Origin of the sequence: Pseudomonas sp. GW456-12-10-14-LB2, from assembly GCF_002884345.1 — a bacterium.
GTDB classification, from domain to species: Bacteria; Pseudomonadota; Gammaproteobacteria; order Pseudomonadales; family Pseudomonadaceae; genus Aquipseudomonas; species Aquipseudomonas paraglycinae.
Genome location: NZ_POHV01000028.1, coordinates 21179 through 47245 on the forward strand (window position 1 = coordinate 21179; position 26067 = coordinate 47245).

Below are 26067 nucleotides of genomic sequence, written 5' to 3' on the forward strand. Positions count from 1 at the left end.
CGGAGAGGGGAAGGAAGTGATTTGCAGGGGTTTATACGCAGGCGTCATCGAGTATTGAAAGGGCGTCTTCGGCGTCACGAAGCGCTTGATCCGGCAGTGAAAATCCTGCAGCGAAAACCGCTCAGTGGTTGCTCATCAGACCGTGCAGCACGCCCAGTCGCAAGCCGGGTTCGGATGGCACCATTTGCGAGATGCCGAACACTTTGAACGCTGCCAGCATGACCACCAGACGCCGGGCAGGATGCTCTGGCGATGGGGTTGCAGGCTGGCCAGTTTCAGCTGTTGAACATTGCTGACTTCCAGCAGGCGCAACGACAGCCGCAGCAGGCCGCCGTAGGTGATGCCGCTCTCGCCATGATCATTCAGGTGATTGGCCTTGAGCACTTTGGCGAGCATCCGCGCGGTGCCCGAGGAACCGATGGTCTGCTGCCAGCCCTGGGCGCGATAACGGCGAGCGACCTTTTCGAATTGCAGGATGGCCACCCGTTCGGCTTCTTGCAGCGCACCGGGGGAAATCTCGCCGTTGCGAAAGTAGCGCGTGCTCAAGGTACCGCTGCCGAGGGCGATGCTTTCGGTCAGCAGCGGTTGCGCGCCCTGGCCCAGAATCAGTTCGGTGGAACCACCGCCAATGTCGACCACCAGGCGCATGTCATCGGCGACCGGCAAGGTGTGGGCCACACCGGCATAGACCAGACGCGCTTCTTCATGCCCGGAAATCACATCGATGCGAAACCCCAGATGCCGTTCCGCGCTGGCCAGAAACAGCTGCGCATTGTCCGCCTCGCGCACCGCGCTGGTCGCCACTGCGCGCACGCGACCGGGCTCGAAACCGCGCAGCTTCTTGCCGAACCGCGCCAGCGCCTGCCAGCCGCGATCCAGCGCCATTTCATCCAGTGCCCGGCCGTCGAAGCCTTCGGCCAGCCGCACCGGCTCGCGCAAGGTTTTGACCTCCTGAATCATGAAGCCCTTTCTGCTGCGCACCGACTGGCCAATCATCATGCGAAAGGCATTGGAACCGAGATCGATGACGGCAAACAGCGAGGTGTCTTCTTTCATGGGGATCCTTGCAAATCTTCCGTCGGGAGGCGCGGGACGGTTTGCGAGGATTCTGCCGTGGGTTCGATGACAACCTGATGACGCGGGTGGGGCGGTTCAGTGAATTCATCGCTGTCATGACACTGTCATTATCGGCTGCCAATACTTGGCCCCAATACATCGCGTGCTTTTCATGATTCGGCTGCCTTCCGGGCAGCTTTTTTTTGCCTGCGATTTAACGGGCGCGCAAGATTTGCAATCCCGGACGATGCACGATTAATATACGATCCATATACACTTCGTATCGGATATTGCCATGGGCATCGTAAAAATTTCAGAGGACATGCACGAGAATCTGCGCATCTCCAGCAACGCACTCAGCCGCTCGATCAACGCGCAGGCCGAACACTGGATGCGCATCGGCATGCTCGCCGAGCTGTATCCCGATCTTGATCACCACGCCATTTGCCGGTTGCTGATTCGCGCCGAACAGTCGGGTGGTCTGGATCTGCAGCAGGTCTGCGCACTGGCGGATGCCGCGCAGAACGCCTCGGTCAAAGAGGCGGCCAAGGCATGAGAAACCCGATCAAGATCAACACCCAGGCCGAAATCGCCCAATCCCGCGAGGCCGGCAGACTGGCCGCCGAGGTGCTGGCGATGCTGGTGCCGCACGTCAAGGCTGGCGTGACAACCGATCAACTCGACCAGTTGTGCAACGACTACATCGTCAATGTGCAGAAGGCGATACCGGCCAACGTCGGTTACCACGGCTTCCCGAAAACTGTTTGCGCGTCGGTCAACGAAGTGGTCTGCCACGGCATTCCTTCGAAGCGTGTGCTGAAGGACCGCGATATCGTCAACCTCGACATCGCGGTGATCAAGGACGGCTGGTTCGGCGACACCAGTCGCATGTACGTGGTCGGCGAACCGACGCCCGAGGCGCGGCACCTGATCAAGACCACTTACGACGCGATGTGCGCCGGTATCCGCGTCGTACGGCCGGGCGCTACGCTGGGCGATATTGGCCATGCAATTCAAAGTCTGGCGGAAAAAGAAGGGTTTAGCGTGGTGCGCGAGTACTGCGGGCACGGGATCGGCAAGGTCTATCACGATGAACCGCAGGTGCTGCATTACGGTTATCCGGAGCAGGGCTTGAAGCTGAAGGCGGGGATGATTTTCACCATCGAGCCGATGCTCAATGCCGGCAAGCGCCATGTGAAAAGTCTGGCGGATGGCTGGACGGTGGTGACCAAGGATCAGTCGTTGTCGGCGCAGTGGGAGCACATGATTGCGGTGACGGAAGACGGATTCGAAGTGTTGACCGCGTGGCCTGACGAAATTGAAGGTTTTGCGGCTATCAAGTGAGACCGAGTCGTCTGCTGGCCCTCACCCCAGCCCTCTCCCGGAGGGAGAGGGAGCCTACCGAGTTGTCTGGCGCACTACATCGACCTGAAAGACCGTGTTGATTGTGGATTCAAAGCAGCTCCTTCAGGTCGGCATATCTCTTCAATATCCCCCAATCGGCTCCCTCTCCCTCCGGGAGAGGGCTGGGGTGAGGGCGGGCAGGCGACTCGGTGTTAATGAGCCCCCGCCGCTTTGTTCAAATCGCTCTCAGCCCACTCGGTATAGACGCAAGCATCCGCCGTCGCCCAACGCACCCGAACCGGATCTCCAGCCTTCAGCGGCATCCCCGCCGCCGACAATGCTTTCACGGTCATGGACGTGCCACCCGAAGTCACCACACTGCAAGTCTGACTCTCACCCAGAAACAACACCTCAACCACCTTCGCCGAAACCTCGTTCCAGCCGGCTCCCAATGGCTCACTCGCCGCCTGCTGCACACTCAACGCCAACGCCTTCTCCGGACGCACCATCAGCAAAACATCCTGCCCGGTCTGCAATCCAGCGGTCAGGCGAATCGACAGCGCCTGCCCCTCAAAATTCGCCGCCGCATTACCCTGCGCCTTGAGCTTGAGAAAGTTCGAGTTACCCAGAAACGACGCCACAAACGCATTTGGCGGATTCTGATAAAGGTCATAACCGCTGCCGAGCCCGACAATCTTGCCGTGACTGAAAATCGCGATGCGCTGGGACAGGCGCATGGCTTCTTCCTGGTCGTGGGTCACGTAGACGATGGTGATGCCGAGGCGGCGGTGCAGCTGGCGCAATTCGTCCTGCAGGTCTTCACGCAGTTTCTTGTCCAGCGCCCCGAGAGGCTCGTCCATCAGCAGAATACGTGGCTCGTAAACCAGCGCCCGCGCAATGGCGACCCGTTGCTGCTGGCCGCCAGACAGTTGCGAAGGGCGGCGATGGGCAAATTGTTCGAGCTGCACCAGTTTCAGCATCGCATCGACGCGTTTGTCACGCTCGGCTGCAGCGAGTTTGCGGATCGCCAGCGGGAACGCGATGTTGTCGCGTACCGACAGATGCGGGAACAGCGAATAACGCTGGAACACCATGCCGATGTCGCGCTTGTGCGGCGGCACGTTCACCAGCGACTGGCCGTTGACCAGGATCTCGCCGCTGCTCGGGGTTTCGAAGCCGGCGAGCATCGACAACGTGGTGCTTTTGCCCGAGCCGCTGGAGCCGAGAAAGGTGAGGAATTCGCCGTCCTTGATGTCCAGCGAGATGTTGTCCACGGCCGCAAAATCGCCGTAGTGCTTGTTCAGGTTGCGCAGGCTGACCAGGAGTTTGTCGCTCTGCTGGGATGCGTCTTTGATCACGGCACTCATGTCGTACTCCTGGGCGCTCAGGCGCTGATTTCGTTGCGCCGGCGCAGGGCGGCGGCGATCACCATGACCAATACCGACAGGCCGATCAGCAGCGTCGAGGCGACGGCGATCACGGGCGTCAGGTCCTGGCGCAGGGTGGTCCACATTTTCACGGGAAGGGTTTGCAGGGTCGGGCTGGCCATCATCACGCTGAGCACCACTTCGTCCCATGAAACCAGGAAGGCGAAGAGGGCGCCGGCCACCATGCCCGGACGGATCGCCGGGAAGGTCACCTTGAACACCGCTTGCAGGCGTGACGCACCGCAGATTACCGCCGCATCTTCAATCGACTGATCGAACAGCTTCAGCGAATTGATGATCGAGATGATGGTGAACGGCAACGCGACGATCACATGGCTGACGACGAAGGCGAACATCGTCCCGGTGTAGCCGAGCTTGAGGAACAGCGCGTACACCGCCACCGCGATGATCACCAGCGGCACGATCATCGGCAGGGTGAACAGACCGTAGAGCATTTCCCGGCCGGGGAAGCGTCCGCGCACCAGCGCAAAGGCCGTCGGCAAACCGAGGGCGACGGCGCAGATCGTGGTCAGCACCGCGACCTTGAGGCTGGCCAGCGCTGCGCTCATCCAGTCGGCGTTGGAGAAGAACTGCACGTACCATTTCAGCGTCCAGCCCGGTGGCGGGAACACCAGCCACTGGGACGAACCGAACGACAGCAGGACGATGAATACGATCGGCAACAGCAGGAACAGGCCGATCAGCCCGGTGGTGAAATACAGGCCGAAGCGCATCCGGCGACTCATGGCATTGGGCGTCAGGAGCATGTCGGCTTACCTCGCGTTACTGGCGCCAACCGGGGATTCCGGTTGCAGCTTCAGGTAGACGTAGAACAGCACCAGGGTGATGACGATCAGCAACGCGGCGCCGGCGCTGGCCAGGCCCCAATTGAGGAACGACTGCACCTGCTGAATGATGAATTCCGGCAGCATCATGTTCTGCGCCCCGCCCAGCAGCGCCGGGGTGACGTAGTAACCGAGCGACATCACGAACACCATCAAGCCGCCGGATGCCAGACCCGGCCGGCACAGCGGCAGGAACACCCGGAAGAAGTTGGTCCACGGGCTCGCGCCACAGATCGAACCGGCCTGCAGGATCATCGGGTCGATGGCCTGCATGGTCGCCTGCAACGGCAGCACGATGAACGGGATCATGATGTAGCTCATGCCGATCACCACGCCGGTCAGGTTGTGCACCATTTCCAGCGGCTGATCGATGATGCCCATGGCCATCAGGGCTTTATTGATGACGCCCGAAGCCTGCAACAGCACCAGCCACGAATAGGTGCGGGCGAGGAGGCTGGTCCACATCGACAACAGCACGATGTTGAGGATCCAACGGCCCCAGCCCCGTGGCACCAGGGTGATTGCCCAGGCCAGCGGGAAGCCCAGCAGCAGGCTGAACACGGTCACCAGTCCCGCCACCGAAAAGGTGTTGAACAGCACCCGCGCATACGCCGAGTTGGCGAACAGTTGCTCATAGTTACCAAGGCCCGGCACCGGTTCGAGCACGCCGCGCAGCAACAAGCCAATCAGCGGTGCGAGAAAGAACAGACCGAGAAACAATAGCGCCGGCGCGAGATTGCCGGCGCCGCGCCAGCGTTGCTTGAGGGATGGGGCTTGCGCCATTGCACTCGCCTTGCCTGAAGCCGGGCCGGCAGCGCTCGGGGCGCTCCCGGTGGTAGTGGAGGGACGGGACGCGGTGGCCGCCATTTTCATTTGACCAGCCATTCGTTCCACCGTGTCGCGATGGCCGGACCGTTCTTGGCCCAGTACGCGAAATCAAGAGTGATCTGATCCTTAGCGTAGGCAGTCGGCAGGTTCGGGGCCAGCGTCGAGTCCAGACGCGCCACGCTGTCGACGTTGACCGGGGCGTAGGCGGTCAGGTTGGAGAAGTCGGCCTGGCCTTTGGCACTGCTGGCGCTGGCCAGGAACTTCATCGCCGCGTCCTTGTTTTTCGAACCCTTTGGCACCACCAGAATGTCGGCCATGACCAGGTTCTGTTTCCAGCTCACGCCCACCGGTGCGCCGTCTTCTTGCAAGGCATGAATCCGGCCGTTCCAGAACTGGCCCATGCTCGCTTCACCGGAGGCCAGCAGTTGCTGCGACTGCGCGCCGCCGCCCCACCAGACGATGTCTTTCTTGATGGTGTCGAGTTTCTTGAAGGCGCGATCCAGATCCAGCGGGTAGAGCTTGTCGGCCGGCACGCCGTCGGCGAGCAGGGCGAGCTCAAGCACGCCGGGGCTTGGCCATTTGTACAGGGCGCGTTTGCCGGGGAAGGTCTTGGTGTCGAACAGCGCGCTCCAGTCCTGCGGCTTGTTGGCGCCGAGCTTGCCCTCGTTGTAGCCGAGGACGAAGGAGAAGAAGAACGAGCCGACGCCGTAGTCGCTTACGAAACGCGGGTCGATCTTGTCGCGCTGGATCTGTTTGAAATCGAGGGGTTCGAGCAGACCTTCGGCGGCGGCGCGCAGGGCGAAGTCGGCTTCGACGTCGACCACGTCCCATTGCACGTTGCCGCTCTCGACCATGGCCTTGAGTTTGCCGTAGTCGGTCGGGCCGTCCTGCACGACGGTGATGCCGCTGGCCTTGCTGAACGGATCGGCCCAGGCCTGTTTCTGCGCATCCTGGGTGCTACCGCCCCAGCTGACAAAGTTCACACTCTCGGCGGCCATCGCGGCCTGACCGGTCACGCTCAGCAGTCCCGCAAAAAAGATCGCGGTTGCAGCTTTGTTCAACACCATTTTTACGCCCTCATTGTTGTGTTTTTGAGCGGGCTTGCGTTGTTGCCCGCCTGTCGGGAGCAGTAGCTGGACGGTTTTTCAGGTCGTCCGGTCTATGGAATATCATATTATGGTATTCCAAACTTTGTGCAAGCACTTTGCCTTACCGGCTATCTGGCAAACAGGGTCATTCGGTGAATGGAATGCTCTCAACCACCTCAAGATCGTACCCAGTCAACCCGGCATATTTTAGCGGCGGGCCCAAGTGGCGCAGCTTGCCGACGCCCAGGTTCTGCAGAATCTGCGCCCCGGTGCCGACCTCCGAATAGATCCGCGATTGCGAGCGACTGAACTGCCGAGGCGGCTGAGTCAGTTGCGGAATGCGCTCCAGCAGCGCCTGGGACGACTCATGATTGGCCAGCACCACGACCACGCCATGCCCTTCGGCAGCGACCCGTTGCAGTGCCGCCCACAACGTCCAGTTCGTCGGCCCGCTGTACTCGGCGCCGACCAGATCGCGCAACGGATCGATCACATGCACGCGCACCAGCGTCGGTTCCTCACGGCGCAATTCACCCATGACCATCGCCATGTGCACGCCGCCTTCGATGCGATCTTCGAAGGTGATCAAACGGAACGTGCCATGCACCGTCGGCAACTCCCGTTCGCCGATGCGCTCGATGGTGTGTTCGGTACTCAGGCGATAGTGGATCAGGTCGGCGATGGTGCCGATCTTGATCCCGTGCTTGCGCGCGAAGACTTCCAGATCCGGACGACGGGCCATGGTGCCGTCGTCGTTCATTACTTCGACGATCACCGAAGCAGGCGTGAACCCCGCCAGCCGCGCCAGATCACAACCGGCCTCGGTGTGGCCGGCACGGGTCAGTACGCCACCTTCCTTGGCGCGCAGCGGAAAGATATGGCCGGGCTGCACCAGGTCTTCAGCGCGAGCATTCGGCGCCACCGCCGCGGCCACCGTGCAGGCGCGGTCGGCAGCAGAAATGCCAGTAGTCACACCGACCGCCGCTTCGATGGAAACCGTGAACGCGGTGCTGAACACGCTGCCATTGCTCGGCACCATCTGCTCCAGCCCGAGACGCTGGCAATGATCGTCAGTCAACGTCAGGCAGATCAGCCCCCGAGCCTCACGGGCCATGAAACTGATCGCCTCGGACGTGCAACGGTCGGCGGCCAGCAGCAGGTCACCTTCGTTTTCCCGGTCTTCGTCATCGACCAGCAACACCATTTTGCCGAGGCGATAATCTTCGATGATTTCTTCGATGCTGTTGAAGGCCATGCTGGACTCTCGATGTGGATGAATTTCGTGGTATACCATAATACAAAATCAACCAAGAGGTCACTATGAAGGCGTACTGGATTGCACACGTGGACATCAACGATCCCGATCACTACAGCCAATACACCCAGCGCGCGCCGAAAGCGTTCGCCGAGTTCGGCGCGAAGTTTTTAGCCAGAGGCGGGCGCAGCGAAGCAATGGAAGGGCGGGCGACGCCACAGCGCAGCGTGGTGATTGAATTCGACAGTTATGAGCAGGCCGTGGCGTGCTACCGCTCGGCGGCGTATCAGGAAGCGAAGAGCTATCGCGAGGAATGGGCGAGGGCGGAGATTGTCATCGTTGAAGGGATGGCGCCGTAACGTCTTGCTTGTAAACCCGCAGGAACTACAGAATCGAACGTGGCCGCGATCTTTTGATATTTTTTCTGGATCAGGAGATCTTCCGCCGGACGGAATTTAATGCCTGCGGGTTTGCACGGTGTGCTCTAAGGGAATATTGATGCGCATGACAAAAGGAATGTTTGCAGGTAGGCGAGTAGGCCTCTGGCTAGTGGCTGCTCTATTGGTAAATGCAGTCTTTCTGGCTTTTCTGATTTTCGGGAACAGTGCGAAGGGACGCGATCTGGAGATGGTTAAAACCAAAGAACCCCTGCTGATCGAGGGGCAAGGTGGCGATGACAATTACTATGTCCTGCCGATGGGGACAACGCTATATCACGATAAAAGCTTTCCTGAAGGGCACGATCGTTATGTGGTGTATCTGAATCACAAAGGTGCCATTGCCCACGAAGAAGTCCCAATGAAGCCTGAATATGGCGGATCTTTTATCGATCCTCTTTGGCTCTCCAATATTGATGCCGATACCTTGAAGGACATTTTCAAGCGTTTCCCGCTCTCCAAGAAAGACATCTCCGCTGCTCTCAAAGCCAATGAAATCACCAAAGATGATCTGGCGGATATCATTCGTACGATGCCGGACTGAGCACCTATCTACCGAGGAATCGGGCCGGGCTCTGTATCCCTTGCAAGTGACGGCTGATCAACGCATGAAATGAATCTTGCCGCTGTCGTCATTGCCCATGTACATGCCATACACCCCGGCCTGGCGTTCCTCGATGTAGCGTTCGAGGATCTGCCGGATCGCCGGGTAGTAGATCTGCTCCCACGGGATGTCTTCCGGGGCGAAGAATTTGCAGGCGAGGGTTTCCGGACCGTACTCGCCAGTGATTTCCAGCGCGAGGGCGCGGAAGATGATGTAGACCTCGCTGATCTTCGGCACGCTGAAGATCGAATACGGCGAAACGATTTCCGCGCGCACGCCGCTTTCTTCCCAGACTTCGCGCAGGGCGGCCTGTTCGGTGGTTTCGCCGCTTTCCATGAAACCGGCGGGCAGGGTCCAGGTGCCGGGGCGCGGGGGAATCGCCCGTTGGCACAAGAGGTATTTGCCGTCCTGCTCGATGATGCAGCCGGCGATGATCTTCGGGTTTACGTAGTGGATGTAGCCGCAACTGCGGCACATCAGGCGCTCGTGCGTATCGCCCGGCGGCACCTGCTGACCGAGGTCGGCGCCACCGCATTTCGGGCAAAAGCTCGGGCTGAACATGTCAGTGACCTATGCGCGGTTCTTTCAGCGCGATGGGCAGGGTGATCGGTGGAGTGGCGCCGGTCTCTTCCTGTTTGCGCTTCAGATAATCGAGGGCCACGGCGGCTGCGGCGCGAACGTGATCGACACACGCCTGATGCGCCGCCAGCGGATCGCCGCTCTTGATCGCCTCGACCATTTTTTCCATCTCGTGATTGCTGGCGCCGCGACGGTTCTCCTGGGACACCGACGTTGCGCGCAGGTAGCTGATGCGCGCCTGCAACTGCCGCAACTGAGTGGCCGCGACATGGTTGCCCGAGCCTTCCAGCAGCACGTCGTAGAAACCCTGCACCGAGTCGATCACCTGTTGCAGTTCGCCATCCTTGAGCGCCTTGCGGTTCTCGTCGAGGGCTTTTTCCAGGGCCTTGATGTCCTTGGCCTTGGCGCGCAGGGTGAACAGCTGGACGATCAGGCCTTCGAGCACGCAACGCAGTTCATAGATGTCGACGGCATCGGCGAGGGTGATGATCGCCACGCGCGGGCCCTTGGCGTCGGCGAATTCCACCAGACCTTCGGATTCGAGGTGACGCAAGGCTTCACGCACCGACGTACGGCTCACGCCCAGGCGATCGCACAGATCGCGCTCCACCAGGCGATCGCCCGGCAGCAGCTGGAAGTTCATGATGGCGCTTCGCAGTTTATCCAGCACGATTTCGCGCAGGGTGACGGGGTTGCGATTGACCTTGAAGCTGTCGTCGAGTGGCAGGCGTTTCATGGGGTCCGCTCTTTAAGGTGGCTGTCCATGCCAGAGGGGCATCAAAACAGCCGAGGGGTTAACTGGAGGCCTCGGCGTCGGCTTCGGCGAAGGCTTCACGGGCGAGCCGGAAACTGTCCACGGCTGCCGGGACGCCGCAATAAATACCGACCTGAAGCAGAATTTCGCGTATTTGCTCACGACTCAGGCCGTTACGCAAGGCGCCGCGCACATGCAGTTTCAGTTCATGCGGGCGGTTGAGCGCCGAGATCATCGCCAGGTTGATCATGCTGCGCTCCTTGAGCGACAGGCCTTCACGTCCCCAGACGTGGCCCCAGCAGTATTCGGTGACCATTTCCTGCAGCGGGCGGGTGAAGTCGTCGGCGTTCTCGATCGAGCGCTGCACATAGGCTTCGCCCAGCACCTGGGTGCGGATCTTCAGGCCTTGCTCGTACTTTTCGTTGCTCATGTGTTTCTCCGCTCAACCCAGTGTCGGCAAAGCGCCGAGCTTGCCCTTGTGATAAATCATCGGCGTCACCGGTTGCTCCGGCAGGATCAGATTCTTCACCGCGCCAACGATGATCGCGTGGTCGCCACCGTCGTATTCACGCCACAACTCGCACTCGATGATCGCCGTGGCCTTGGCGAGGATCGGGTTACCGAGCTCGCTCAAATGCCACTCGATGCCATTGGCCTTGTCCTTGCCTTTGCCGGCGAAGGCGTAGGCCTCGGCGGTCTGGTCGGCGGACAGCAAATGGATCGCGAACTTCTTGCTGTCGCGCAGCACCGGGTAGGTGTCGGAAGCGTAGTTGGGGCAGAACAGCACCAACGCCGGATCAATCGACAGCGCACTGAAGGCGCTGGCGGTGATGCCGACGATGCCGCCATCCGGGTCGAGGGTGGTGACCACCGTGACCCCGGACGGAAACGAGCTCATGACGTCTTTGTAAATGCCGGGTTCGATCATGTCGCAGGACTCCTAACGCATCACAAACGGATCAGGCATCGGTGCCTGGGAGAGGTTGATCCACACCGTTTTCAGTTCGGTGTAGGCCAGCACCGAGTCGATGCCGCTTTCGCGTCCATAGCCACTGTTCTTGAAGCCACCGATCGGTGCCATCGCCGACACCGCGCGGTAGGTGTTGACCCAGATGATCCCCGAACGCACGTCCCGGGCCAGACGATGGGCGCGGCCCAGATCGCGGGTCCAGATGCCGGCGGCGAGGCCGAACTGCGAGTCGTTGGCGATCGCCAGCGCTTCGGCTTCATCCTTGAACCGGATCACCGAAGCCACCGGGCCGAAGACTTCTTCCTGCATGATCTTCATCGAATTGCGATCGCATTCGAACAGCGTCGGTTCGTAGAACCAGCCGTCACCGACGCCGCTCGGGCGCTTGCCGCCCAGACGCAGACGCGCGCCCTCGGCGATGGCATCGGCCACCAGACCTTCAACCACCGCCAGTTGCTGCGCGGTGGCCATCGGGCCCATTTCGCTGCTGTCGTCCTGTGGGTTGCCGATGCGGATGCGCTGGGCGCGCTCCACCAGTCGGCTGACGAATTCGTCGTAGATTTCATTCTGCACCAGCAGTCGCGAACCGGACACGCAGCTCTGGCCAGACGCCGCGTAAATCCCGGCGATGGCGCCGTTGATCGCGCTGTCGAGATCGGCGTCGGCAAAGATGATGTTCGGCGACTTGCCGCCCAGTTCCAGCGACAACCTGGCGAAGTTCTCGGCGCTGCTGCGCACCACATGCCGGGCCGTGGCCGCGCCACCGGTGAAGGCGATCTTGCGGATCAGCGGATGGCGGGTGAGGGCGGCGCCAGTGCTCGGGCCGTAGCCGGTGACGACGTTGACCACGCCCGGCGGAATCCCGGCTTCGAGGGCCAGGCGCGCCAGTTCGAGAATGGTCGCCGAGGCGTGCTCGGAGGGCTTGATCACAATGGTGTTGCCCGCCGCCAGCGCCGGCGCCAGTTTGATCGCGGTCAGATAAAGCGGGCTGTTCCACGGAATGATCGCGGCGACCACGCCCATGGCTTCGTGCACGGTGTAGGCGAACAGATCGGGTTTATCCAGCGGCAGGGTGCCGCCTTCGAGCTTGTCGGCGAGGCCGGCGGTGTAGTGGAAGAACTCCGGCAGATAACCGACCTGACCCCGGGTTTCGCGGATCAGCTTGCCGTTGTCGCGGCTTTCCAGCTGCGCCAGTTGTTCCTTGTTTTCAGCGATCAGGTCACCGAGACGACGCAGCAGTTTGCCGCGCGCGGTGGCGGTCAAACCACGCCATGCCGGGCTGTCGAAGGCGGTCTGCGCGGCTTGCACGGCGCGTTCGACGTCGGCCTCGTCAGCGTCGGGCAGTTCGGCCCAGGGTTCGGCCAGCGCCGGGTTGAGGCTTTCGAAAGTCTTGCCGGAGAGGGCGTCGACCCATTCTCCGCCGATGCACATCTGGAAGCGTGCGAGTGTCATGCAACGATCCCCTTTATATGGTTTTGTCGGGCGTGTGCGGTGTCGAGAAATTCCAGCAGCGTCTGGTTCACCAGCCGTGGCGACTCTACCGGCATCATATGCCGTTGCTCCGGCAGCACGGCAACCTTCGCACCGGGAATGCGCGCGGCCAGCTGCTCGGCCATTTCCGGGGTCGATCCTGGGTCCAGCTCGCCGGTGGCGATCAGCGTCGGCGCCTGGATGCTGCCCAGGTCGTCGGCGCGGTACATGTCCTGGGTGGCGAACAATTCGTAGGTGGTCAGGTAACCCTGCGGATCATTGCCGGCCAGGGTCTGGCGGATCGCGGCGATCTGCGCCGGGTTGGCCGCTTGATATTCACGGCTGAACCAGCGCGACAGTGCCGCTTCGGCATTCGCGTCGGGCCCGTGTTCGGCAGCTTGAGCGGTGCGGGCGATGACGCCGGCGCGTTGCTCTTCGCTGCGGTTGAACACGCTGTTGAGCACCACCAGGCTTTTCAGGCGGTCCGGGTAATGCAGGGCAAACGCCCGCGCCACCAGACCGCCCATGGAAAAGCCGATCACCGATGCCTCGGGCAATTGCAGGTGGTCGAGCAACTCCAGCAACTGATCGGCATAGCCGAGCAGGGCGGTGCCGCTGGCCGGTCGCGGGCTGGCGCCATGGCCGAGCATGTCGTAGGCGATCACCCGGTATTGCGTGGCCAGGCCAACGATCTGGCCGCCCCACATTTCTTTGTTCAGGCCTACGCCGTGGATCAACACCACGGGTTGGCCAACGCCTGTCGCCAGATAACTGGTGCCGGCCGGGGTGAGTTCAGCGGTGAGCCGAATCATGGAGCGCTCCTGCAATGCCTTTTTTATTGTGATTACTGGGCTTTTTCGGCGGCCAGTTCTTCCAGATCGATGTAGCGGTTGCCGATGCGCGGGTGCAGGCGACCACCGTCGGCGCAACCGAGCACCACGACGATTTCGTCGGCGCGCGGGGCGTCTTCGATCTGCATTTCCAGGGTTATGTAGTGCGAGCGCAGGCCTTCGTCGTCCTTGTGCATCATCGGGATCTGAATCGAAGTGCCCGGACCGCCGCGCTTGTTGGTGAAGCTCAGGTAGCTCTTGGCCTTGACCGCTTCGCGATAGTGATTGCCGAAGCGCAGAGTGTGGATCACCGCCGACGCGTGCTCGATTTCGCCGTCGGCGCCGACCACCGCGGCTTTGCCGTAAGCCTCGATCTTCTCGGCACCGCCGATGATGCCCACCAGACGCTCGACCATCATCGCGCCGAGGTCGGAGCAATTGGCGCGAATCTGCGGCTTGAGGTCTTCGACAAAGCCGTTGCCGACCCACGGGTTTTTCATCACGACGGCCAGGCCCACCATGGTCACCGGGGTGTCGGACGCCTTGCCGCCTTCGATGAAGGTTTCTTCGACATAGCTGACGATCTTGCGAATTTCGAAACTCATGAGCTGCTCCGTAGGGGATAAAGAGTGTCTGTGCGTCTGATGGTATACCATAATACCGATCGTGCAAGCCTCCCATTCGAATTTGTACGAGATCAGATGGACGGCATGCGCAAGCGCCACGCCATTCAGGGGCGGCAGTTCAAATGTTTAGAGGCGTTGATCGGATAAGCGGAAGGCTTGGGATAACATTGTCCGATCTGAGAGAAAGGACGCTCGCGATCAATGCTTCCCTACATTGCTACCTATTTGATTTTCGCTTTCGTACTGGAAGTGGCCAGACGCTGCATGGATGGCCCGATGTTTGTCAGAACGGGTTCGAAACACTGGCCCTGGAAGCTCAACTACAGCATCCGATGGTGGGGATTCGACGAGTATCTGGCAGCGCTGACCGTGGGGGCGCTGGTTCTGCTGCTGTTGCTCGCTTTATGGACCAGGCTGGGCAGCCCTGCGGATCTGAGCGTGGTCTTGCAGGTGTGGGTGACCCTGTGCCTGAGTTCATTGGTTCTCTCGATCAGATATTTCAATCTGGTCGCAAAATTCAGGGAAAACTTCTGGTGGCTGGCCCTCACCGCGGCCTTGATAACGTTGGGTATCGGCCAGTTTGCGAGTGCCTGGGCTGACTATTTCATCGTTCACTACACGCGAGTCGAAGCCACCCAGTTTCCCGTCGCACAAAAGACGCTGACGTTGCTGATACTTGCATTCACTTGGCTATACGCCGCGACGATGCTGGGCAGTCTCATTGTCATCGTCACATATATGTTCATGAATGAAGTGAAGCCGACATTCCGCGAGTCGGCGAAGCGCGATCCTCTGTCAGCGCCGTTCTGGAAAAAATACAAATCCGGTCGAAGCCACATCAGGCGCGCGACCATGCGCTGGATTGTCCTCGGCGTGTCTCTTTTCACCGTCAGCAGTTCATGGAGTGTGTGGGTTTTTGTTCTCAAACATGTCGAAGAAGGTGTTCAGGAAGCTCTGGTATTCGCCTCGTTTCATCTTCATCCGCGCGAATGCGCCATCCCCGGGATGCCCCATGGCGCCAGAGCGGCATTGATCAGTGAAAAAAAAGCGGTTGTCGCAATTCCCGGGGCCAAGGGTTATGTCTTCGAGACTATGCCTTGCGACATGCAGTCGATCCGGGTTCTGAAAGATGACGCGGCTCAGAGGTTGAAGCTGGATGATTATTTTTGACGAGGGTCCAGATGCGGGCTCATCAGCCCGGCGAATACCTCTTCATTCACTCGCAACCCGTTCCTTCGCGGTTAACAAAAGATAACGTTGCGCCGATTGTCAGACGTTTCGAATGCCCGATAGGATGAGCCAGCTTCCGAAGGGGCTCTGGATGGCGGGTTTCAGGACTATGCTTGTGACCAGGCAGTCACCGTGAGCACCCTTGCGGCGCCCTTAAGGTCCATGACCAACAATAATAAACAGGGGAAGGTCTATGAGTCGTTGCCGCCCGCCGGCGTTACGCAACACCGCGTTGCTGGCCACAGCACTCTCTCTGCTGGGCTTTGCCACATTGTCGGCGCCGGTTCTCGCCGCCGAAGCGCCAGCCGACGTGGTCTATTCCACCGAATCGGCCAAGGCCTCGAAAAGCCTGATGCTCGATGTCGTTCACGCCGGAACCCGGCTGGTGGCGGTCGGGGATCGTGGGCACATTCTCTATTCCGATGACCAGGGCAAGACCTGGACCCAGGCCAAAGTGCCGAGCCGCCAGTTGCTGACCGCCGTGTATTTCGTCGATGACAAGCACGGCTGGGCCGTCGGCCACGACGCACAGATCCTCGCCAGCGAAGACGGCGGCCTGACCTGGACCAAACAGTTCGAAGACCTCAAACGCGAATCGCCGCTGCTCGACGTCTGGTTCAAGGACGTCAACAGCGGTCTGGCCGTGGGTGCCTACGGCGCGCTGCTGGAAACCACCGACGGCGGCAAAAACTGGGAAGACGTCAGCGATCGCCTCGACAACGAAGACCAGTTCCACCTCAACGCCATCGCTTCGGTAAAAGACGCCGGCCTGTTCATCGTCGGTGAGTCGGGCAGCATGTTCCGCTCCGCCGACTGGGGCCAGACCTGGGAAAAACTCGAAGGCCCGTACGAAGGTTCGCTGTTCGGCGTGATCGGCACGGCGCAGCCGCAAACCCTGCTGGCCTACGGTCTGCGCGGCAACCTTTACCGCTCCACCGATTTCGGCAGCACCTGGGAGCAGGTCGAACTGAAAGCCGCGCGCGGTTCGCTGGAGTTCGGCCTGTCCGGCGCCACGCTGCTTGCGGACGGCTCCATCGTCATCGTCGGCAACGGCGGCTCGGTGGTCAGCAGCAGTGACAACGGCGAATCCTTCAGCGTGTTCAACCGTCCGGATCGCATCTCGCTGTCGTCGGTCACCGCCGCCGGCAACGGCAATCTGATCCTGAGCGGGCAGGGTGGCGTTCGGGTCACTTCGCCGAACGGCGCCGAGCTGGGCAAATGAGCCGAATCAATAATAAGAAGGCGGGGCTATGACTTCCTTGAGCACTCATCATCAGGACAAGGCGACGTTTCTCGAGCGCCTGATCTTCAACAACCGCCCGGCAGTGATCGTGATCTGCCTGCTGGTCAGCATTTTCCTGTTCTGGCAGGCCACGCTGATCCGCCCGTCCACCAGCTTCGAAAAGATGATCCCGCTCAAGCATCCGTTCATTGAAAAGATGATGGAGCACCGCAACGATCTGGCGAACCTGGGCAACACCGTGCGTATTTCGGTGGAAGCGAAGGATGGCGACATCTTCTCCAAGGAGTACATGGAGACCCTGCGTCAGATCAACGACGAGGTGTTCTACATCTCCGGCGTCGACCGTTCCGGCCTCAAGTCGCTGTGGAGCCCGAGCGTGCGCTGGACCGAAGTGACCGAGGAAGGTTTTGCCGGTGGCGAAGTGATCCCGCAGAGCTACAACGGCTCCCAGGACAGCCTCGATCTGCTGCGCAACAACGTGCTCAAGTCCGGTCAGGTCGGGCGTCTGGTGGCCAACGACTTCAAGTCGAGCATCGTCGACATCCCGCTGCTGGAGTCCTACCCGGACCCGCAGGACCAGGGCAAGCTGCTGGCGCTGGACTATCGCCAGTTCTCCCATGAGCTCGAAGACAAGATCCGCAACAAGTTCGAAGCGCAGAACCCCAACGTCAAGATCCACATCGTCGGTTTCGCCAAGAAGGTCGGCGACCTGATCGACGGCCTGGTGATGGTGGTGATGTTCTTCGGCATCGCTTTCGTCATCACCCTGATCCTGCTGCTGTGGTTCACCAACTGCCTGCGCAGCACCGTGGCGGTGTTGAGCACCACGCTGGTGGCGGTGGTCTGGCAACTGGGGTTGATGCACTTTTTCGGGTTCGGCCTCGATCCGTATTCGATGCTGGTGCCGTTCCTGATCTTCGCCATCGGCATTTCCCACGGCGTGCAGAAAATCAACGGTATCGCCCTGCAATCTGGTGAGGCGGACAACGCCCTGACGGCCGCACGGCGGACCTTCCGTCAATTGTTCCTGCCGGGGATGATCGCGATTCTGGCGGACGCCGTCGGCTTCATCACGCTGCTGATCATCGACATCGGCGTGATCCGCGAGCTCGCCATCGGCGCCTCCATCGGCGTGGCGGTGATCGTGTTCACCAACCTGATCCTGCTGCCGGTGGCGATTTCGTATGTTGGCATCAGCAAGCGCGCCATCGCCAAGAGCAAGAAGGACGCGCACCGCGAACATCCGTTCTGGCGCCTGCTGTCGAACTTCGCCAACCCGAAAGTCGCCCCGATCTCCATCGCCCTGGCGCTGGTCGCCTTCGGTGGCGGTCTCTGGTACAGCCAGAACCTGAAGATCGGCGACCTCGACCAGGGTGCGCCGGAACTGCGTCCGGACTCGCGCTACAACAAGGACAACAACTTCATCATCAGCAACTATTCGACCAGTTCCGACGTGCTGGTGGTGATGGTCAAGACCAAGTCCGAAGGCTGCTCGCGCTATGAAGCCATGGCGCCGATCGACGAGCTGATGTGGAAGATGCAGAACACCGAGGGCGTGCAGTCGGCGATCTCGCTGGTGACCGTGTCCAAGCAGATGATCAAGGGCATGAACGAGGGCAACCTGAAATGGGAAACCCTGTCGCGCAACCCGGATGTGCTGAACAACTCAATCGCCCGGGCCGACGGCCTGTACAACAACAGTTGCTCGCTGGCGCCGGTGCTGGTGTTCCTCAACGACCACAAGGCCGAAACCCTGGATCGCGCCGTGCATGCGGTGCAGGACTTCGCCAAGGAAAACAACAAGGAAGGCCTGGAGTTCATCCTCGCGGCTGGTAACGCCGGGATCGAGGCGGCCACCAACGAGGTGATCAAGAAGTCCGAGCTGACCATTCTGATCCTGGTGTACATCTGCGTGGCGGTGATGTGCATGATCACCTTCCGCTCGTGGGCGGCGACCCTGTGCATCGTGCTGCCGCTGGTGCTGACTTCGGTGCTGGGCAACGCGCTGATGGCGTTCATGGGTATCGGCGTGAAGGTAGCGACGCTGCCGGTAGTGGCGTTGGGCGTGGGCATCGGCGTGGACTACGGCATCTACATCTACAGCCGCCTGGAAAGTTTCCTGCGTGCCGGTTTGCCGCTGCAGGAAGCCTATTACCAGACCCTGAAATCCACCGGTAAAGCGGTGCTGTTCACCGGTCTGTGCCTGGCCATCGGCGTGTGCACCTGGATCTTCTCGGCGATCAAGTTCCAGGCCGACATGGGCCTGATGCTGACCTTCATGCTGCTGTGGAACATGTTCGGTGCGCTGTGGCTATTGCCGGCACTGGCGAAGTTCCTGATCAAGCCGGAGAAACTGGCGGGGCAGAAGGGCAATTCTCTGTTTGCTCACTGATCCGGTTGGCTGAAATGAAAAAGCCGCAACCTTGAAGGGTTGCGGTTTTTTTTATGGTGTGAGATCAAAAGCCCCCTCACCCTAGCCCTCTCCCAAAGGGAGAGGGGACTGACCGGGTTGTGCTTCGTCAACCATCGACCTGAAAAACCGAGTCGATTACGGACTCAAGGCAGATCGTTCAAGTCGGTGTATCTCTCCAATATCCCCGGATTGGTTCCCTCTCCCACTGGGAGAGGGCTAGGGTGAGGGCAGGCGGACTAAAGGCTTACGAAAGATCCGCCCCAAGCACCACACTCAAGGCGCTGCGCGCATCATCCAGCTGCACCAACGTCGCATGCCGAGCCCCCAACGCATCCCGATTCTCGATCGCCGTCAAAATCGCCTTGTGCCGAGGCAACGCCAGCTCATGCAGATTCGGCCGCTGGTTCGAATGCTTCAACGCCTCGGCAATCGCCACCGCAAGCATGTTGCACAGATTGGCCAGCAAATCGTTGTGGGTCGCATCGGCAATCCGGCTGTGAAAGTCCAGATCCGGTTGCAGCAAGGCTTCCGGCGTCGGCGCCGCTTCCATGCGCTGGTAAGCCTCGGCAATCGACGCAATGTCGGCATCGGTGGCGTGCTGGGCGGCGAGGGCGGCGGCGGCCGGTTCGATGATGCTGCGCACGCTGGTCAGGACGTTGAAGAACTCGTTCTGCGGGCTGCTTTGCATCAGCCAGTGCAGCACGTCCGGGTCGAGCATGTGCCATTCGCGGCGCGGCTTGACCACGGTGCCGACGCGCGGTTTCGAATACACCAGGCCCTTGGCGACCAGCACTCGGGTGGCTTCGCGCAACACCGGCCGGCTGACCGCGTATTCCTCGCAGAGCAAGGCTTCGGCGGGCAGCTTGTCGCAGGGCAGAAAGCGTCCGGAAACAATCTGCATGCCCAGTTCCTGGACGATGCGCGAGTGCATGCTTTTACGGTCGGAAGGTTTGCGGTAATCCATGGGGAGTGGCGCGATCCTGAGCGATGGAGATGCCGCGCATCATAGCAGGCACGGCGTAATCTGGAGCGAGGCAATGATCGTTCCCACGCTCCGCGTGGGAATGCCTGAAGGGACGCTCTGCGTTCCAGTTCTCAAATGGGACGCAGAGCGTCCCGGGCTGCATTCCCACGCAGAGCGTGGGAAGGATCAGGGCAGGGGGACAGCGGTGTTAGTGGGAATGGCGGGGGACTTCAGCCCCTCGGCAACCTACCAGGAAGTCGAAATCACACCCCTGATCCGCCTGCAGCACATGGTCGATATACAGCTGACGATACCCACCCACCAACAATTGCTGCGGCGGTTGCAGATCCGCCATGCGCGCCGCCAGTTCAGCGTCCGCAATGTCCAGATGCAAACGCCCGCTGGCGCAGTCCAGCTCGATCCAGTCACCTTCCTTCACTGCCGCCAAAGGCCCGCCGGCCGCCGCTTCCGGCGCGACATGCAACACAACGGTGCCGTAAGCCGTGCCGCTCATGCGCGCATCGGAGATACGTACCATGTCGGTCACGCCCTGCGCCAGCAGCTTGGCCGGCAGCCCCATGTTGCCGACTTCGGCCATGCCCGGATAACCCTTCGGCCCGCAGTTCTTCATCACCAGAATCGAGTTGGCATCGACGTCCAGTTCCGGGTCGTTGATCCGCGCCTTGTACATGTCGAAGTTCTCGAACACCACCGCGCGGCCACGGTGCTGCATCAGTTCCGGTGTGGCGGCTGACGGTTTGAGCACCGCGCCCAGTGGCGCGAGGTTGCCGCGCAACACGCAGATGCCGCCGTCGGCGCGGATCGGATTGTCGAGGGTGCGGATCACTTCGTCTTCACCGTAGATCGGCGCGTCCTTGGTGTTCTCGCCGATGGATTTGCCGTTGACGGTCAATGCGTTCGGATTCGGAATCAGATTGGCTTCGCCGAGGCGGCGCAACACGGCCGGCAATCCCCCGGCGTAGTAGAACTCTTCCATCAGGAAACGCCCGGACGGTTGCAGGTCGACAATGGTCGGCATGCCGCGACCGATGCGGGTCCAGTCGTCCAGATCCAGCTCGACGCCAATGCGCCCGGCGATGGCTTTGAGGTGGATTACCGCGTTGGTCGAACCGCCAATCGCTGCGTTGACCCGGATCGCATTTTCGAAGGCTTCCTTGGTCAGGATCTTCGACAGTTTCAGATCCTCACGAACCATCTCCACCGCACGCATGCCGGACATGTGCGCCAACACATAACGCCGCGCATCCACCGCCGGAATCGCCGCGTTGTGCGGCAGGGACGTGCCCAGTGCTTCGGCCATGCAAGCCATGGTCGACGCGGTGCCCATGGTGTTGCAGGTGCCGGCGGAGCGAGACATGCCGCCCTCGGCCGCGAGGAAATCATCAATCGTGATGGTGCCGGCCTTGACCTGTTCGCTGAGCTGCCAGACCACGGTGCCGGAGCCGATGTCCTTGCCTTTGTGCTTGCCGTTGAGCATCGGCCCGCCGGTGACGACGATCGCCGGCACGTCGCAACTGGCCGCGCCCATCAGCAGGGCCGGAGTGGTCTTGTCGCAACCGGTCAGCAGCACCACGCCGTCAATCGGATTGCCGCGAATCGCTTCCTCGACGTCCATGCTCGCCAGGTTTCGGGTGAGCATGGCGGTCGGGCGCAGGTTCGATTCACCGTTGGAGAACACCGGAAATTCCACCGGGAATCCGCCAGCCTCGATCACCCCGCGTTTGACGTGCTCCGCGATCTGGCGGAAGTGCGCGTTGCACGGGGTCAGTTCCGACCAGGTGTTGCAGATGCCGATGATCGGCTTGCCATGGAACTGATGGTCGGCGATGCCCTGATTCTTCATCCAGCTGCGGTACATGAAGCCGTTCTTGTCGGCCGTGCCAAACCATTGGGCGGAGCGCAGGGTGGGTTTCTTATCAGACATGATCGATTCTCTTATTGTAAGACTATTGTTTGCGAGCTTCGGCTAAACATAAGCGCAAAATCGACGGTTTGGAAGTGTTGTTGCGTAATTAGTATTACTATATAGTCGTTTTCGACGGAGGGATGGCCCTGGCGGTTTTCCGCGAGAGGCGTTCCCCGAGGTTCCATAAAAACAACAATCGGAGACCGATCTCATGAGCCAGGAACTGCGGCTTGTCCGGCGTATCACGCTGAAACTGATTCCCTTCCTGATCCTGCTGTACCTGATCGCCTATGTGGATCGCTCGGCCGTCGGCTTTGCCAAGCTGCACATGGGCGCCGACATCGGTATCGGCGATGCTGCCTACGGCCTCGGTGCCGGGCTGTTTTTCATCGGCTACTTTCTGTTTGAAATCCCCAGCAACCTGATGCTCGAACGCTTCGGCGCGCGGCGCTGGTTTGCGCGGATCATGATCACCTGGGGCGCCATCACCATCGGCATGGCCTTCGTCCAGGGCCCGCACAGTTTCTACGTGATGCGCTTTCTGCTCGGCGCGGCGGAGGCGGGGTTCTTTCCCGGCGTTCTGTACTACATCACCCAATGGTTTCCGGTGCGCCATCGCGGCAAGATCCTCGGGCTGTTCATCCTTTCCCAACCCATCGCGATGATGATCACCGGCCCCGTTTCGGGCGGTTTGCTGGGCATGGACGGCATCCTCGGCCTGCATGGCTGGCAGTGGCTGTTCATCGTCATCGGCACCCCGGCGATCCTGCTGACCTGGCCGGTACTGCGCTGGTTGCCGGACGGCCCGCAGCAAGTGAAATGGATGGATCAGGCCGAGAAGGACTGGCTGACCGGCGAGCTGAAAAAGGACCTGCAGGAATACGGCCAGACCCGTCACGGCAATCCTCTGCATGCGCTGAAAGACAAACGCGTGCTGCTGCTGGCGCTGTTCTACCTGCCGGTGACCCTGAGCATTTATGGCCTGGGCCTGTGGCTGCCGACCCTGATCAAACAGTTCGGCGGCAGCGATCTGGTGACAGGTTTCGTGTCTTCGGTGCCGTACATTTTCGGGATCATCGGCCTGCTGATCATTCCGCGCAGTTCCGACCGTCTGAATGATCGCTACGGCCATCTGGCGGTGCTTTATGTGCTGGGCGCCATGGGCCTGTTCCTCAGTGCCTGGCTGTCGTTGCCGGTGGCGCAACTGGCGGCGTTGTGTCTGGTGGCGTTTGCGCTGTTTTCCTGCACGGCGGTGTTCTGGACGCTGCCGGGGCGGTTCTTCGCTGGTGCCAGTGCTGCAGCCGGGATTGCGTTGATCAACTCGGTGGGCAACCTCGGCGGTTACATCGGCCCGTTCGTGATCGGCGCGCTGAAGGAATACACCGGCAACCTCGCTTCGGGCCTGTACTTCCTGTCCGGTGTGATGGTGTTCGGGCTGATTCTGACGGGTGTCGTCTATCGCTTGCTGGAGCGCAAGCATGTGCTCCCGGTCGAGCAATTTGCAGCGAGTGCACGGGGTGCGACGCGTACCTGATTTCGATCCAGGATTTGTTTTAACAGGAGAACATCATGCATCTGGTTCAATTCGAATTGAGTAGCGGCGAGCGCCGTGTCGGGGTGGTCGAGGACGGCCTCGTGCGTGAAGTACAAGATGCGCGCACGGTTCGCGATCTGGCCCTGGCCGCGATCGAGGCCGGCAGCACCCTCGCGCAGCAAGTGCAAACCCTTGGCCTCGGCATCAGTCACGATTACGCCGAATTGCTGGCCAAACTGCGCATTTTGCCGCCGCTGGATCACCCGGACCCGGCGCACCTGCTGGTCAGCGGCACCGGCCTCACGCACCTCGGCAGCGCCTCGGCCCGGGACAAGATGCACCAGCAGGCCGGTGACGAAGCGGCGATGACCGACACCATGCGCATCTTCAAGTGGGGCGTGGAGGGTGGAAAACCGGCGGCGGGGCAGGCCGGTGTGCAGCCGGAATGGTTCTACAAGGGCGACGGCAGCATCGTTGTGCGTCCCGGTCAGCCGTTCCCGCTGCCGCCGTTTGCCGAAGACGCCGGCGAGGAGCCAGAAATGGCCGGGCTCTACATCATCGGCCACGACGGCAAGCCGTATCGCCTCGGTTTCGCGGTGGGCAACGAATTCTCCGATCACGTCATGGAGCGCAAGAATTACCTGTATCTGGCCCACTCGAAACTGCGCAGTTGCAGCTACGGCCCGGAACTTCGCACGGGTGAATTGCCTCAACACCTGGCGGGCACCAGCCGCATCCTGCGCGACGGCGAAGTACTTTGGCAGAACGAGTTCCTCAGCGGTGAGGCCAACATGTGCCACAGCCTGGCGAACCTCGAATACCACCACTTCAAGTACAGCCAGTTCCTGCGTCCCGGTGACGTGCACATTCACTTCTTCGGCACCGCGACCCTGTCGTTCGCCGATGGCATTCGCACTCAGCCGGGCGACGTGTTCGAGATCAGCCAGGCCGAATTCGGCGCACCGCTGGTCAACGGCATCGCCCCGGTCGCAGCGGCATTCGAACCGGACAGCATCGGCACCCTTTAAGGAGATCCCATGACTCAGATTCTCGGTCACAACTACATCGGCGGTCGTCGCAGCGCGGCGGGCAACGTCAAGCTGCAGAGCGTGGACGCCACCACGGGCGAAGCACTGCCCCACGATTTCATTCAGGCCACGGAAGCGGAAGTAGACGCCGCCGCCAAAGCCGCTGCGGCGGCGTATCCGGCGTATCGCAGCCTCAGCGCCGAACGCCGCGCGCAGTTTCTCGATGCGATTGCCGATGAACTGGACGCGCTGGGCGATGATTTCGTCGCCGTGGTCTGTCGCGAAACCGCACTGCCGGCCGGGCGGATTCAAGGTGAAAGAGGGCGCACCAGCGGCCAGATGCGCTTGTTCGCCAAAGTCCTGCGACGCGGTGATTTCTACGGTGCGCGCATCGACCTGCCGTTGCCGGATCGTCAGCCGCTGCCACGTCCGGATCTGCGCCAATACCGCATCGGCCTCGGCCCAGTGGCGGTGTTCGGTGCAAGCAATTTTCCGCTGGCATTCTCCACCGTCGGCGGCGATACCGCATCGGCGCTGGCGGCCGGTTGCCCGGTGGTGTTCAAGGCCCACAGCGGTCACATGGCCACCGCTGAACTGGTTGCCGATGCGCTGATCCGTGCAGCAGAAAAAACCACGATGCCGGCCGGTGTGTTCAACATGATCTACGGTGGTGGCGTCGGTGAATGGCTGGTCAAACATCCGGCCATTCAGGCGGTTGGTTTCACCGGTTCGCTGCGCGGCGGACGGGCGCTGTGCGACATGGCCGCCGCGCGGCCTCAGCCGATACCGGTGTTCGCCGAGATGTCGAGCATCAACCCGGTGATCGTGTTGCCCGAGGCCCTGGCCGTGCGATCGGAAACCGTCGCCTGCGATCTGACCGCTTCGGTGGTGCAGGGCTGCGGTCAGTTCTGTACCAATCCGGGCCTGGTGATCGGCATCCGTTCGCCACAGTTCACCGCATTCGTTGAGCAAGTCGCGGCGCTGATCGGTGATCAACCGGCGCAAACCATGCTCAATGCCGGCACCCTCGGCAGCTACGGCAAAGGCCTGGAAAAACTCCTGGCCCACGCCGGCATCGAGCACCTGGCGGGCAATCCGCAGCAGGGCAATCAGGCGCAGCCGCAGTTGTTCAAGGCCGATGTCAGCCTGCTGATCGGTGGCGATGAAGTGCTGCAGGAAGAGGTGTTCGGCCCGACCACGGTGATCGTCGAAGTGGCCGACAAGGCGCAGCTGAGCGCGGCGTTGCAGGGCCTGCACGGGCAACTGACGGCGACCATCATCGGCGAGCAGACGGATTTCGAGCGCTTCCCGGAGCTGACGCCGTTGCTGGAACAGAAGGTCGGGCGGATCCTGCTCAATGGTTATCCGACCGGTGTCGAAGTGTGCGATTCGATGGTTCACGGAGGCCCGTATCCGGCGACGTCCGATGCCCGCGGTACCTCGGTGGGGACGCTGGCGATTGATCGTTTCCTGCGGCCGGTGTGCTTCCAGAACTACCCCGACAGCCTGCTGCCGGAACCACTGAAAAACGCCAACCCGCTGCGTATTCAGCGGCTGGTCGACGGCAAGCCATCGCGCGAGGCCCTCTAACCGCATGATCGTTCCCACGCTCCGC

Annotated in this window: 24 protein-coding genes and 1 pseudogene; 10 read left to right on the forward strand and 15 right to left on the reverse strand. The window is 61.1% G+C overall.

Going from position 1 to position 26067, the window contains the following annotated elements; genetic code table 11:
• Positions 1-121: 121 nt before the first annotated feature.
• Positions 122-1056 (reverse strand): annotated as a pseudogene (locus tag C1X29_RS19325) (Ppx/GppA family phosphatase).
• Positions 1057-1351: 295 nt separating this feature from the next.
• Here C1X29_RS19325 and C1X29_RS19330 point away from each other — a divergent pair.
• On the forward strand, positions 1352-1612 hold the full coding sequence (locus C1X29_RS19330) for a ParD-like family protein (protein WP_011334623.1): 261 nt from the start codon (positions 1352-1354) through the stop codon (positions 1610-1612).
• Positions 1609-2400, forward strand: coding sequence for a type I methionyl aminopeptidase (gene map, locus C1X29_RS19335; RefSeq protein WP_102718132.1), 792 nt, complete (start codon positions 1609-1611; stop codon positions 2398-2400). The genes C1X29_RS19330 and map overlap by 4 nt, the downstream gene beginning before the upstream one ends.
• Positions 2401-2612: 212 nt before the next feature.
• Here map and C1X29_RS19340 read toward each other — a convergent pair whose 3' ends face one another.
• The 5 genes from C1X29_RS19340 to ribBA form a co-directional block, all read right to left on the reverse strand.
• A complete protein-coding gene (locus C1X29_RS19340) occupies positions 2613-3767 on the reverse strand; it encodes an ABC transporter ATP-binding protein (protein ID WP_102718133.1) in 1155 nt (384 codons plus the stop codon).
• 17 nt (positions 3768-3784) lie between these two features.
• A complete protein-coding gene (locus tag C1X29_RS19345; protein ID WP_007957396.1) occupies positions 3785-4594 on the reverse strand; it encodes an ABC transporter permease in 810 nt (269 codons plus the stop codon).
• Between the two features lie 6 nt (positions 4595-4600).
• Positions 4601-5545, reverse strand: a complete 945-nt coding sequence (locus tag C1X29_RS19350) for an ABC transporter permease (protein WP_173940197.1) — start codon at positions 5543-5545, stop codon at positions 4601-4603.
• Positions 5542-6567: an ABC transporter substrate-binding protein gene (locus C1X29_RS19355; RefSeq protein WP_102718135.1), complete on the reverse strand. Its 1026-nt coding sequence runs from the start codon at positions 6565-6567 to the stop codon at positions 5542-5544. Before C1X29_RS19355 ends, C1X29_RS19350 begins: the two co-directional genes overlap by 4 nt.
• 166 nt (positions 6568-6733) lie before the next feature.
• Complete coding sequence (gene ribBA, locus C1X29_RS19360) at positions 6734-7843, reverse strand: bifunctional 3,4-dihydroxy-2-butanone-4-phosphate synthase/GTP cyclohydrolase II (RefSeq protein ID WP_102718136.1); 1110 nt, start codon at positions 7841-7843, stop codon at positions 6734-6736.
• A gap of 65 nt (positions 7844-7908) precedes the next feature.
• On the opposite strand from ribBA, the gene C1X29_RS19365 reads away from it, so the two are divergent.
• A complete protein-coding gene (locus C1X29_RS19365) occupies positions 7909-8202 on the forward strand; it encodes a DUF1330 domain-containing protein (RefSeq protein ID WP_085746231.1) in 294 nt (97 codons plus the stop codon).
• Between the two features lie 139 nt (positions 8203-8341).
• On the forward strand, positions 8342-8824 hold the full coding sequence (locus C1X29_RS19370; RefSeq protein WP_256584371.1) for a hypothetical protein: 483 nt from the start codon (positions 8342-8344) through the stop codon (positions 8822-8824).
• Between the two features lie 57 nt (positions 8825-8881).
• On the opposite strand, the gene C1X29_RS19375 is transcribed toward C1X29_RS19370, so the two are convergent.
• Genes C1X29_RS19375 through C1X29_RS19405 form a run of 7 tightly spaced genes read right to left on the reverse strand, consistent with a single transcriptional unit; the run spans position 8882 to position 14092 of the window.
• Entirely contained in the window at positions 8882-9445 is a 564-nt protein-coding gene (locus C1X29_RS19375) for an NUDIX hydrolase (RefSeq protein ID WP_102718137.1), read from the reverse strand.
• A 1-nt stretch (position 9446) separates the two neighbouring features.
• Positions 9447-10199 carry a GntR family transcriptional regulator gene (locus C1X29_RS19380; RefSeq protein ID WP_085603063.1) on the reverse strand — a complete coding sequence of 251 codons (753 nt, stop codon included), beginning with the start codon at positions 10197-10199 and terminating at the stop codon, positions 9447-9449.
• Between the two features lie 58 nt (positions 10200-10257).
• Positions 10258-10647: a carboxymuconolactone decarboxylase family protein gene (locus tag C1X29_RS19385; protein WP_007957404.1), complete on the reverse strand. Its 390-nt coding sequence runs from the start codon at positions 10645-10647 to the stop codon at positions 10258-10260.
• 12 nt (positions 10648-10659) lie between these two features.
• Positions 10660-11145, reverse strand: a complete 486-nt coding sequence (locus C1X29_RS19390; RefSeq protein ID WP_007957406.1) for a flavin reductase family protein — start codon at positions 11143-11145, stop codon at positions 10660-10662.
• 12 nt (positions 11146-11157) lie between these two features.
• Positions 11158-12639 carry an aldehyde dehydrogenase gene (locus C1X29_RS19395; protein ID WP_102718138.1) on the reverse strand — a complete coding sequence of 494 codons (1482 nt, stop codon included), beginning with the start codon at positions 12637-12639 and terminating at the stop codon, positions 11158-11160.
• Positions 12636-13469 (reverse strand): alpha/beta fold hydrolase, encoded by an 834-nt coding sequence (locus C1X29_RS19400; protein ID WP_085746234.1) that lies wholly within the window; start codon positions 13467-13469, stop codon positions 12636-12638. The genes C1X29_RS19395 and C1X29_RS19400 overlap by 4 nt, the downstream gene beginning before the upstream one ends.
• Before the next feature lie 32 nt (positions 13470-13501).
• Entirely contained in the window at positions 13502-14092 is a 591-nt protein-coding gene (locus C1X29_RS19405; RefSeq protein ID WP_007957412.1) for an amino acid synthesis family protein, read from the reverse strand.
• Positions 14093-14314: 222 nt separating this feature from the next.
• Here C1X29_RS19405 and C1X29_RS19410 point away from each other — a divergent pair, with 222 nt between their 5' ends.
• The 3 genes from C1X29_RS19410 to C1X29_RS19420 all read left to right on the forward strand — a co-directional run bounded on the left by C1X29_RS19410 (position 14315) and on the right by C1X29_RS19420 (position 18978).
• Complete coding sequence (locus tag C1X29_RS19410; RefSeq protein WP_102718139.1) at positions 14315-15283, forward strand: hypothetical protein; 969 nt, start codon at positions 14315-14317, stop codon at positions 15281-15283.
• A 253-nt stretch (positions 15284-15536) separates the two neighbouring features.
• Positions 15537-16565: a YCF48-related protein gene (locus tag C1X29_RS19415; protein ID WP_102718140.1), complete on the forward strand. Its 1029-nt coding sequence runs from the start codon at positions 15537-15539 to the stop codon at positions 16563-16565.
• A gap of 28 nt (positions 16566-16593) precedes the next feature.
• On the forward strand, positions 16594-18978 hold the full coding sequence (locus C1X29_RS19420) for an RND family transporter (RefSeq protein ID WP_007957414.1): 2385 nt from the start codon (positions 16594-16596) through the stop codon (positions 18976-18978).
• A gap of 265 nt (positions 18979-19243) precedes the next feature.
• Here C1X29_RS19420 and C1X29_RS19425 read toward each other — a convergent pair whose 3' ends face one another.
• Entirely contained in the window at positions 19244-19963 is a 720-nt protein-coding gene (locus tag C1X29_RS19425) for a FadR/GntR family transcriptional regulator (protein WP_011334609.1), read from the reverse strand.
• Positions 19964-20171: 208 nt separating this feature from the next.
• Positions 20172-21908, reverse strand: coding sequence for an IlvD/Edd family dehydratase (locus C1X29_RS19435; RefSeq protein ID WP_102718141.1), 1737 nt, complete (start codon positions 21906-21908; stop codon positions 20172-20174).
• 193 nt (positions 21909-22101) lie between these two features.
• Between C1X29_RS19435 and C1X29_RS19440 the strand changes: the two genes are divergently transcribed.
• Genes C1X29_RS19440 through C1X29_RS19450 form a run of 3 tightly spaced genes read left to right on the forward strand, consistent with a single transcriptional unit; the run spans position 22102 to position 26042 of the window.
• Complete coding sequence (locus C1X29_RS19440; RefSeq protein ID WP_074688585.1) at positions 22102-23424, forward strand: MFS transporter; 1323 nt, start codon at positions 22102-22104, stop codon at positions 23422-23424.
• A gap of 35 nt (positions 23425-23459) precedes the next feature.
• Positions 23460-24452: an AraD1 family protein gene (araD1, locus tag C1X29_RS19445; protein WP_085746238.1), complete on the forward strand. Its 993-nt coding sequence runs from the start codon at positions 23460-23462 to the stop codon at positions 24450-24452.
• A gap of 9 nt (positions 24453-24461) precedes the next feature.
• On the forward strand, positions 24462-26042 hold the full coding sequence (locus C1X29_RS19450) for an aldehyde dehydrogenase (NADP(+)) (RefSeq protein WP_102718142.1): 1581 nt from the start codon (positions 24462-24464) through the stop codon (positions 26040-26042).
• The last annotated feature ends 25 nt before the right edge of the window (positions 26043-26067 follow it).

Excerpts from the sequence above, each read along its gene's own strand:
- C1X29_RS19330 (WP_011334623.1), top strand. The coding sequence starts at position 1,352 with ATGGGCATCGTAAAAATTTCAGAGGACATGCACGAGAATCTGCGCATC.
- map (WP_102718132.1), top strand. The coding sequence starts at position 1,609 with ATGAGAAACCCGATCAAGATCAACACCCAGGCCGAAATCGCCCAATCC.
- C1X29_RS19340 (WP_102718133.1), bottom strand. The coding sequence starts at position 3,767 with ATGAGTGCCGTGATCAAAGACGCATCCCAGCAGAGCGACAAACTCCTG.
- C1X29_RS19345 (WP_007957396.1), bottom strand. The coding sequence starts at position 4,594 with ATGCTCCTGACGCCCAATGCCATGAGTCGCCGGATGCGCTTCGGCCTG.
- C1X29_RS19350 (WP_173940197.1), bottom strand. The coding sequence starts at position 5,545 with ATGAAAATGGCGGCCACCGCGTCCCGTCCCTCCACTACCACCGGGAGC.
- C1X29_RS19355 (WP_102718135.1), bottom strand. The coding sequence starts at position 6,567 with ATGGTGTTGAACAAAGCTGCAACCGCGATCTTTTTTGCGGGACTGCTG.
- ribBA (WP_102718136.1), bottom strand. The coding sequence starts at position 7,843 with ATGGCCTTCAACAGCATCGAAGAAATCATCGAAGATTATCGCCTCGGC.
- C1X29_RS19365 (WP_085746231.1), top strand. The coding sequence starts at position 7,909 with ATGAAGGCGTACTGGATTGCACACGTGGACATCAACGATCCCGATCAC.
- C1X29_RS19370 (WP_256584371.1), top strand. The coding sequence starts at position 8,342 with ATGCGCATGACAAAAGGAATGTTTGCAGGTAGGCGAGTAGGCCTCTGG.
- C1X29_RS19375 (WP_102718137.1), bottom strand. The coding sequence starts at position 9,445 with ATGTTCAGCCCGAGCTTTTGCCCGAAATGCGGTGGCGCCGACCTCGGT.
- C1X29_RS19380 (WP_085603063.1), bottom strand. The coding sequence starts at position 10,199 with ATGAAACGCCTGCCACTCGACGACAGCTTCAAGGTCAATCGCAACCCC.
- C1X29_RS19385 (WP_007957404.1), bottom strand. The coding sequence starts at position 10,647 with ATGAGCAACGAAAAGTACGAGCAAGGCCTGAAGATCCGCACCCAGGTG.
- C1X29_RS19390 (WP_007957406.1), bottom strand. The coding sequence starts at position 11,145 with ATGATCGAACCCGGCATTTACAAAGACGTCATGAGCTCGTTTCCGTCC.
- C1X29_RS19395 (WP_102718138.1), bottom strand. The coding sequence starts at position 12,639 with ATGACACTCGCACGCTTCCAGATGTGCATCGGCGGAGAATGGGTCGAC.
- C1X29_RS19400 (WP_085746234.1), bottom strand. The coding sequence starts at position 13,469 with ATGATTCGGCTCACCGCTGAACTCACCCCGGCCGGCACCAGTTATCTG.
- C1X29_RS19405 (WP_007957412.1), bottom strand. The coding sequence starts at position 14,092 with ATGAGTTTCGAAATTCGCAAGATCGTCAGCTATGTCGAAGAAACCTTC.
- C1X29_RS19410 (WP_102718139.1), top strand. The coding sequence starts at position 14,315 with ATGCTTCCCTACATTGCTACCTATTTGATTTTCGCTTTCGTACTGGAA.
- C1X29_RS19415 (WP_102718140.1), top strand. The coding sequence starts at position 15,537 with ATGAGTCGTTGCCGCCCGCCGGCGTTACGCAACACCGCGTTGCTGGCC.
- C1X29_RS19420 (WP_007957414.1), top strand. The coding sequence starts at position 16,594 with ATGACTTCCTTGAGCACTCATCATCAGGACAAGGCGACGTTTCTCGAG.
- C1X29_RS19425 (WP_011334609.1), bottom strand. The coding sequence starts at position 19,963 with ATGGATTACCGCAAACCTTCCGACCGTAAAAGCATGCACTCGCGCATC.
- C1X29_RS19435 (WP_102718141.1), bottom strand. The coding sequence starts at position 21,908 with ATGTCTGATAAGAAACCCACCCTGCGCTCCGCCCAATGGTTTGGCACG.
- C1X29_RS19440 (WP_074688585.1), top strand. The coding sequence starts at position 22,102 with ATGAGCCAGGAACTGCGGCTTGTCCGGCGTATCACGCTGAAACTGATT.
- araD1 (WP_085746238.1), top strand. The coding sequence starts at position 23,460 with ATGCATCTGGTTCAATTCGAATTGAGTAGCGGCGAGCGCCGTGTCGGG.
- C1X29_RS19450 (WP_102718142.1), top strand. The coding sequence starts at position 24,462 with ATGACTCAGATTCTCGGTCACAACTACATCGGCGGTCGTCGCAGCGCG.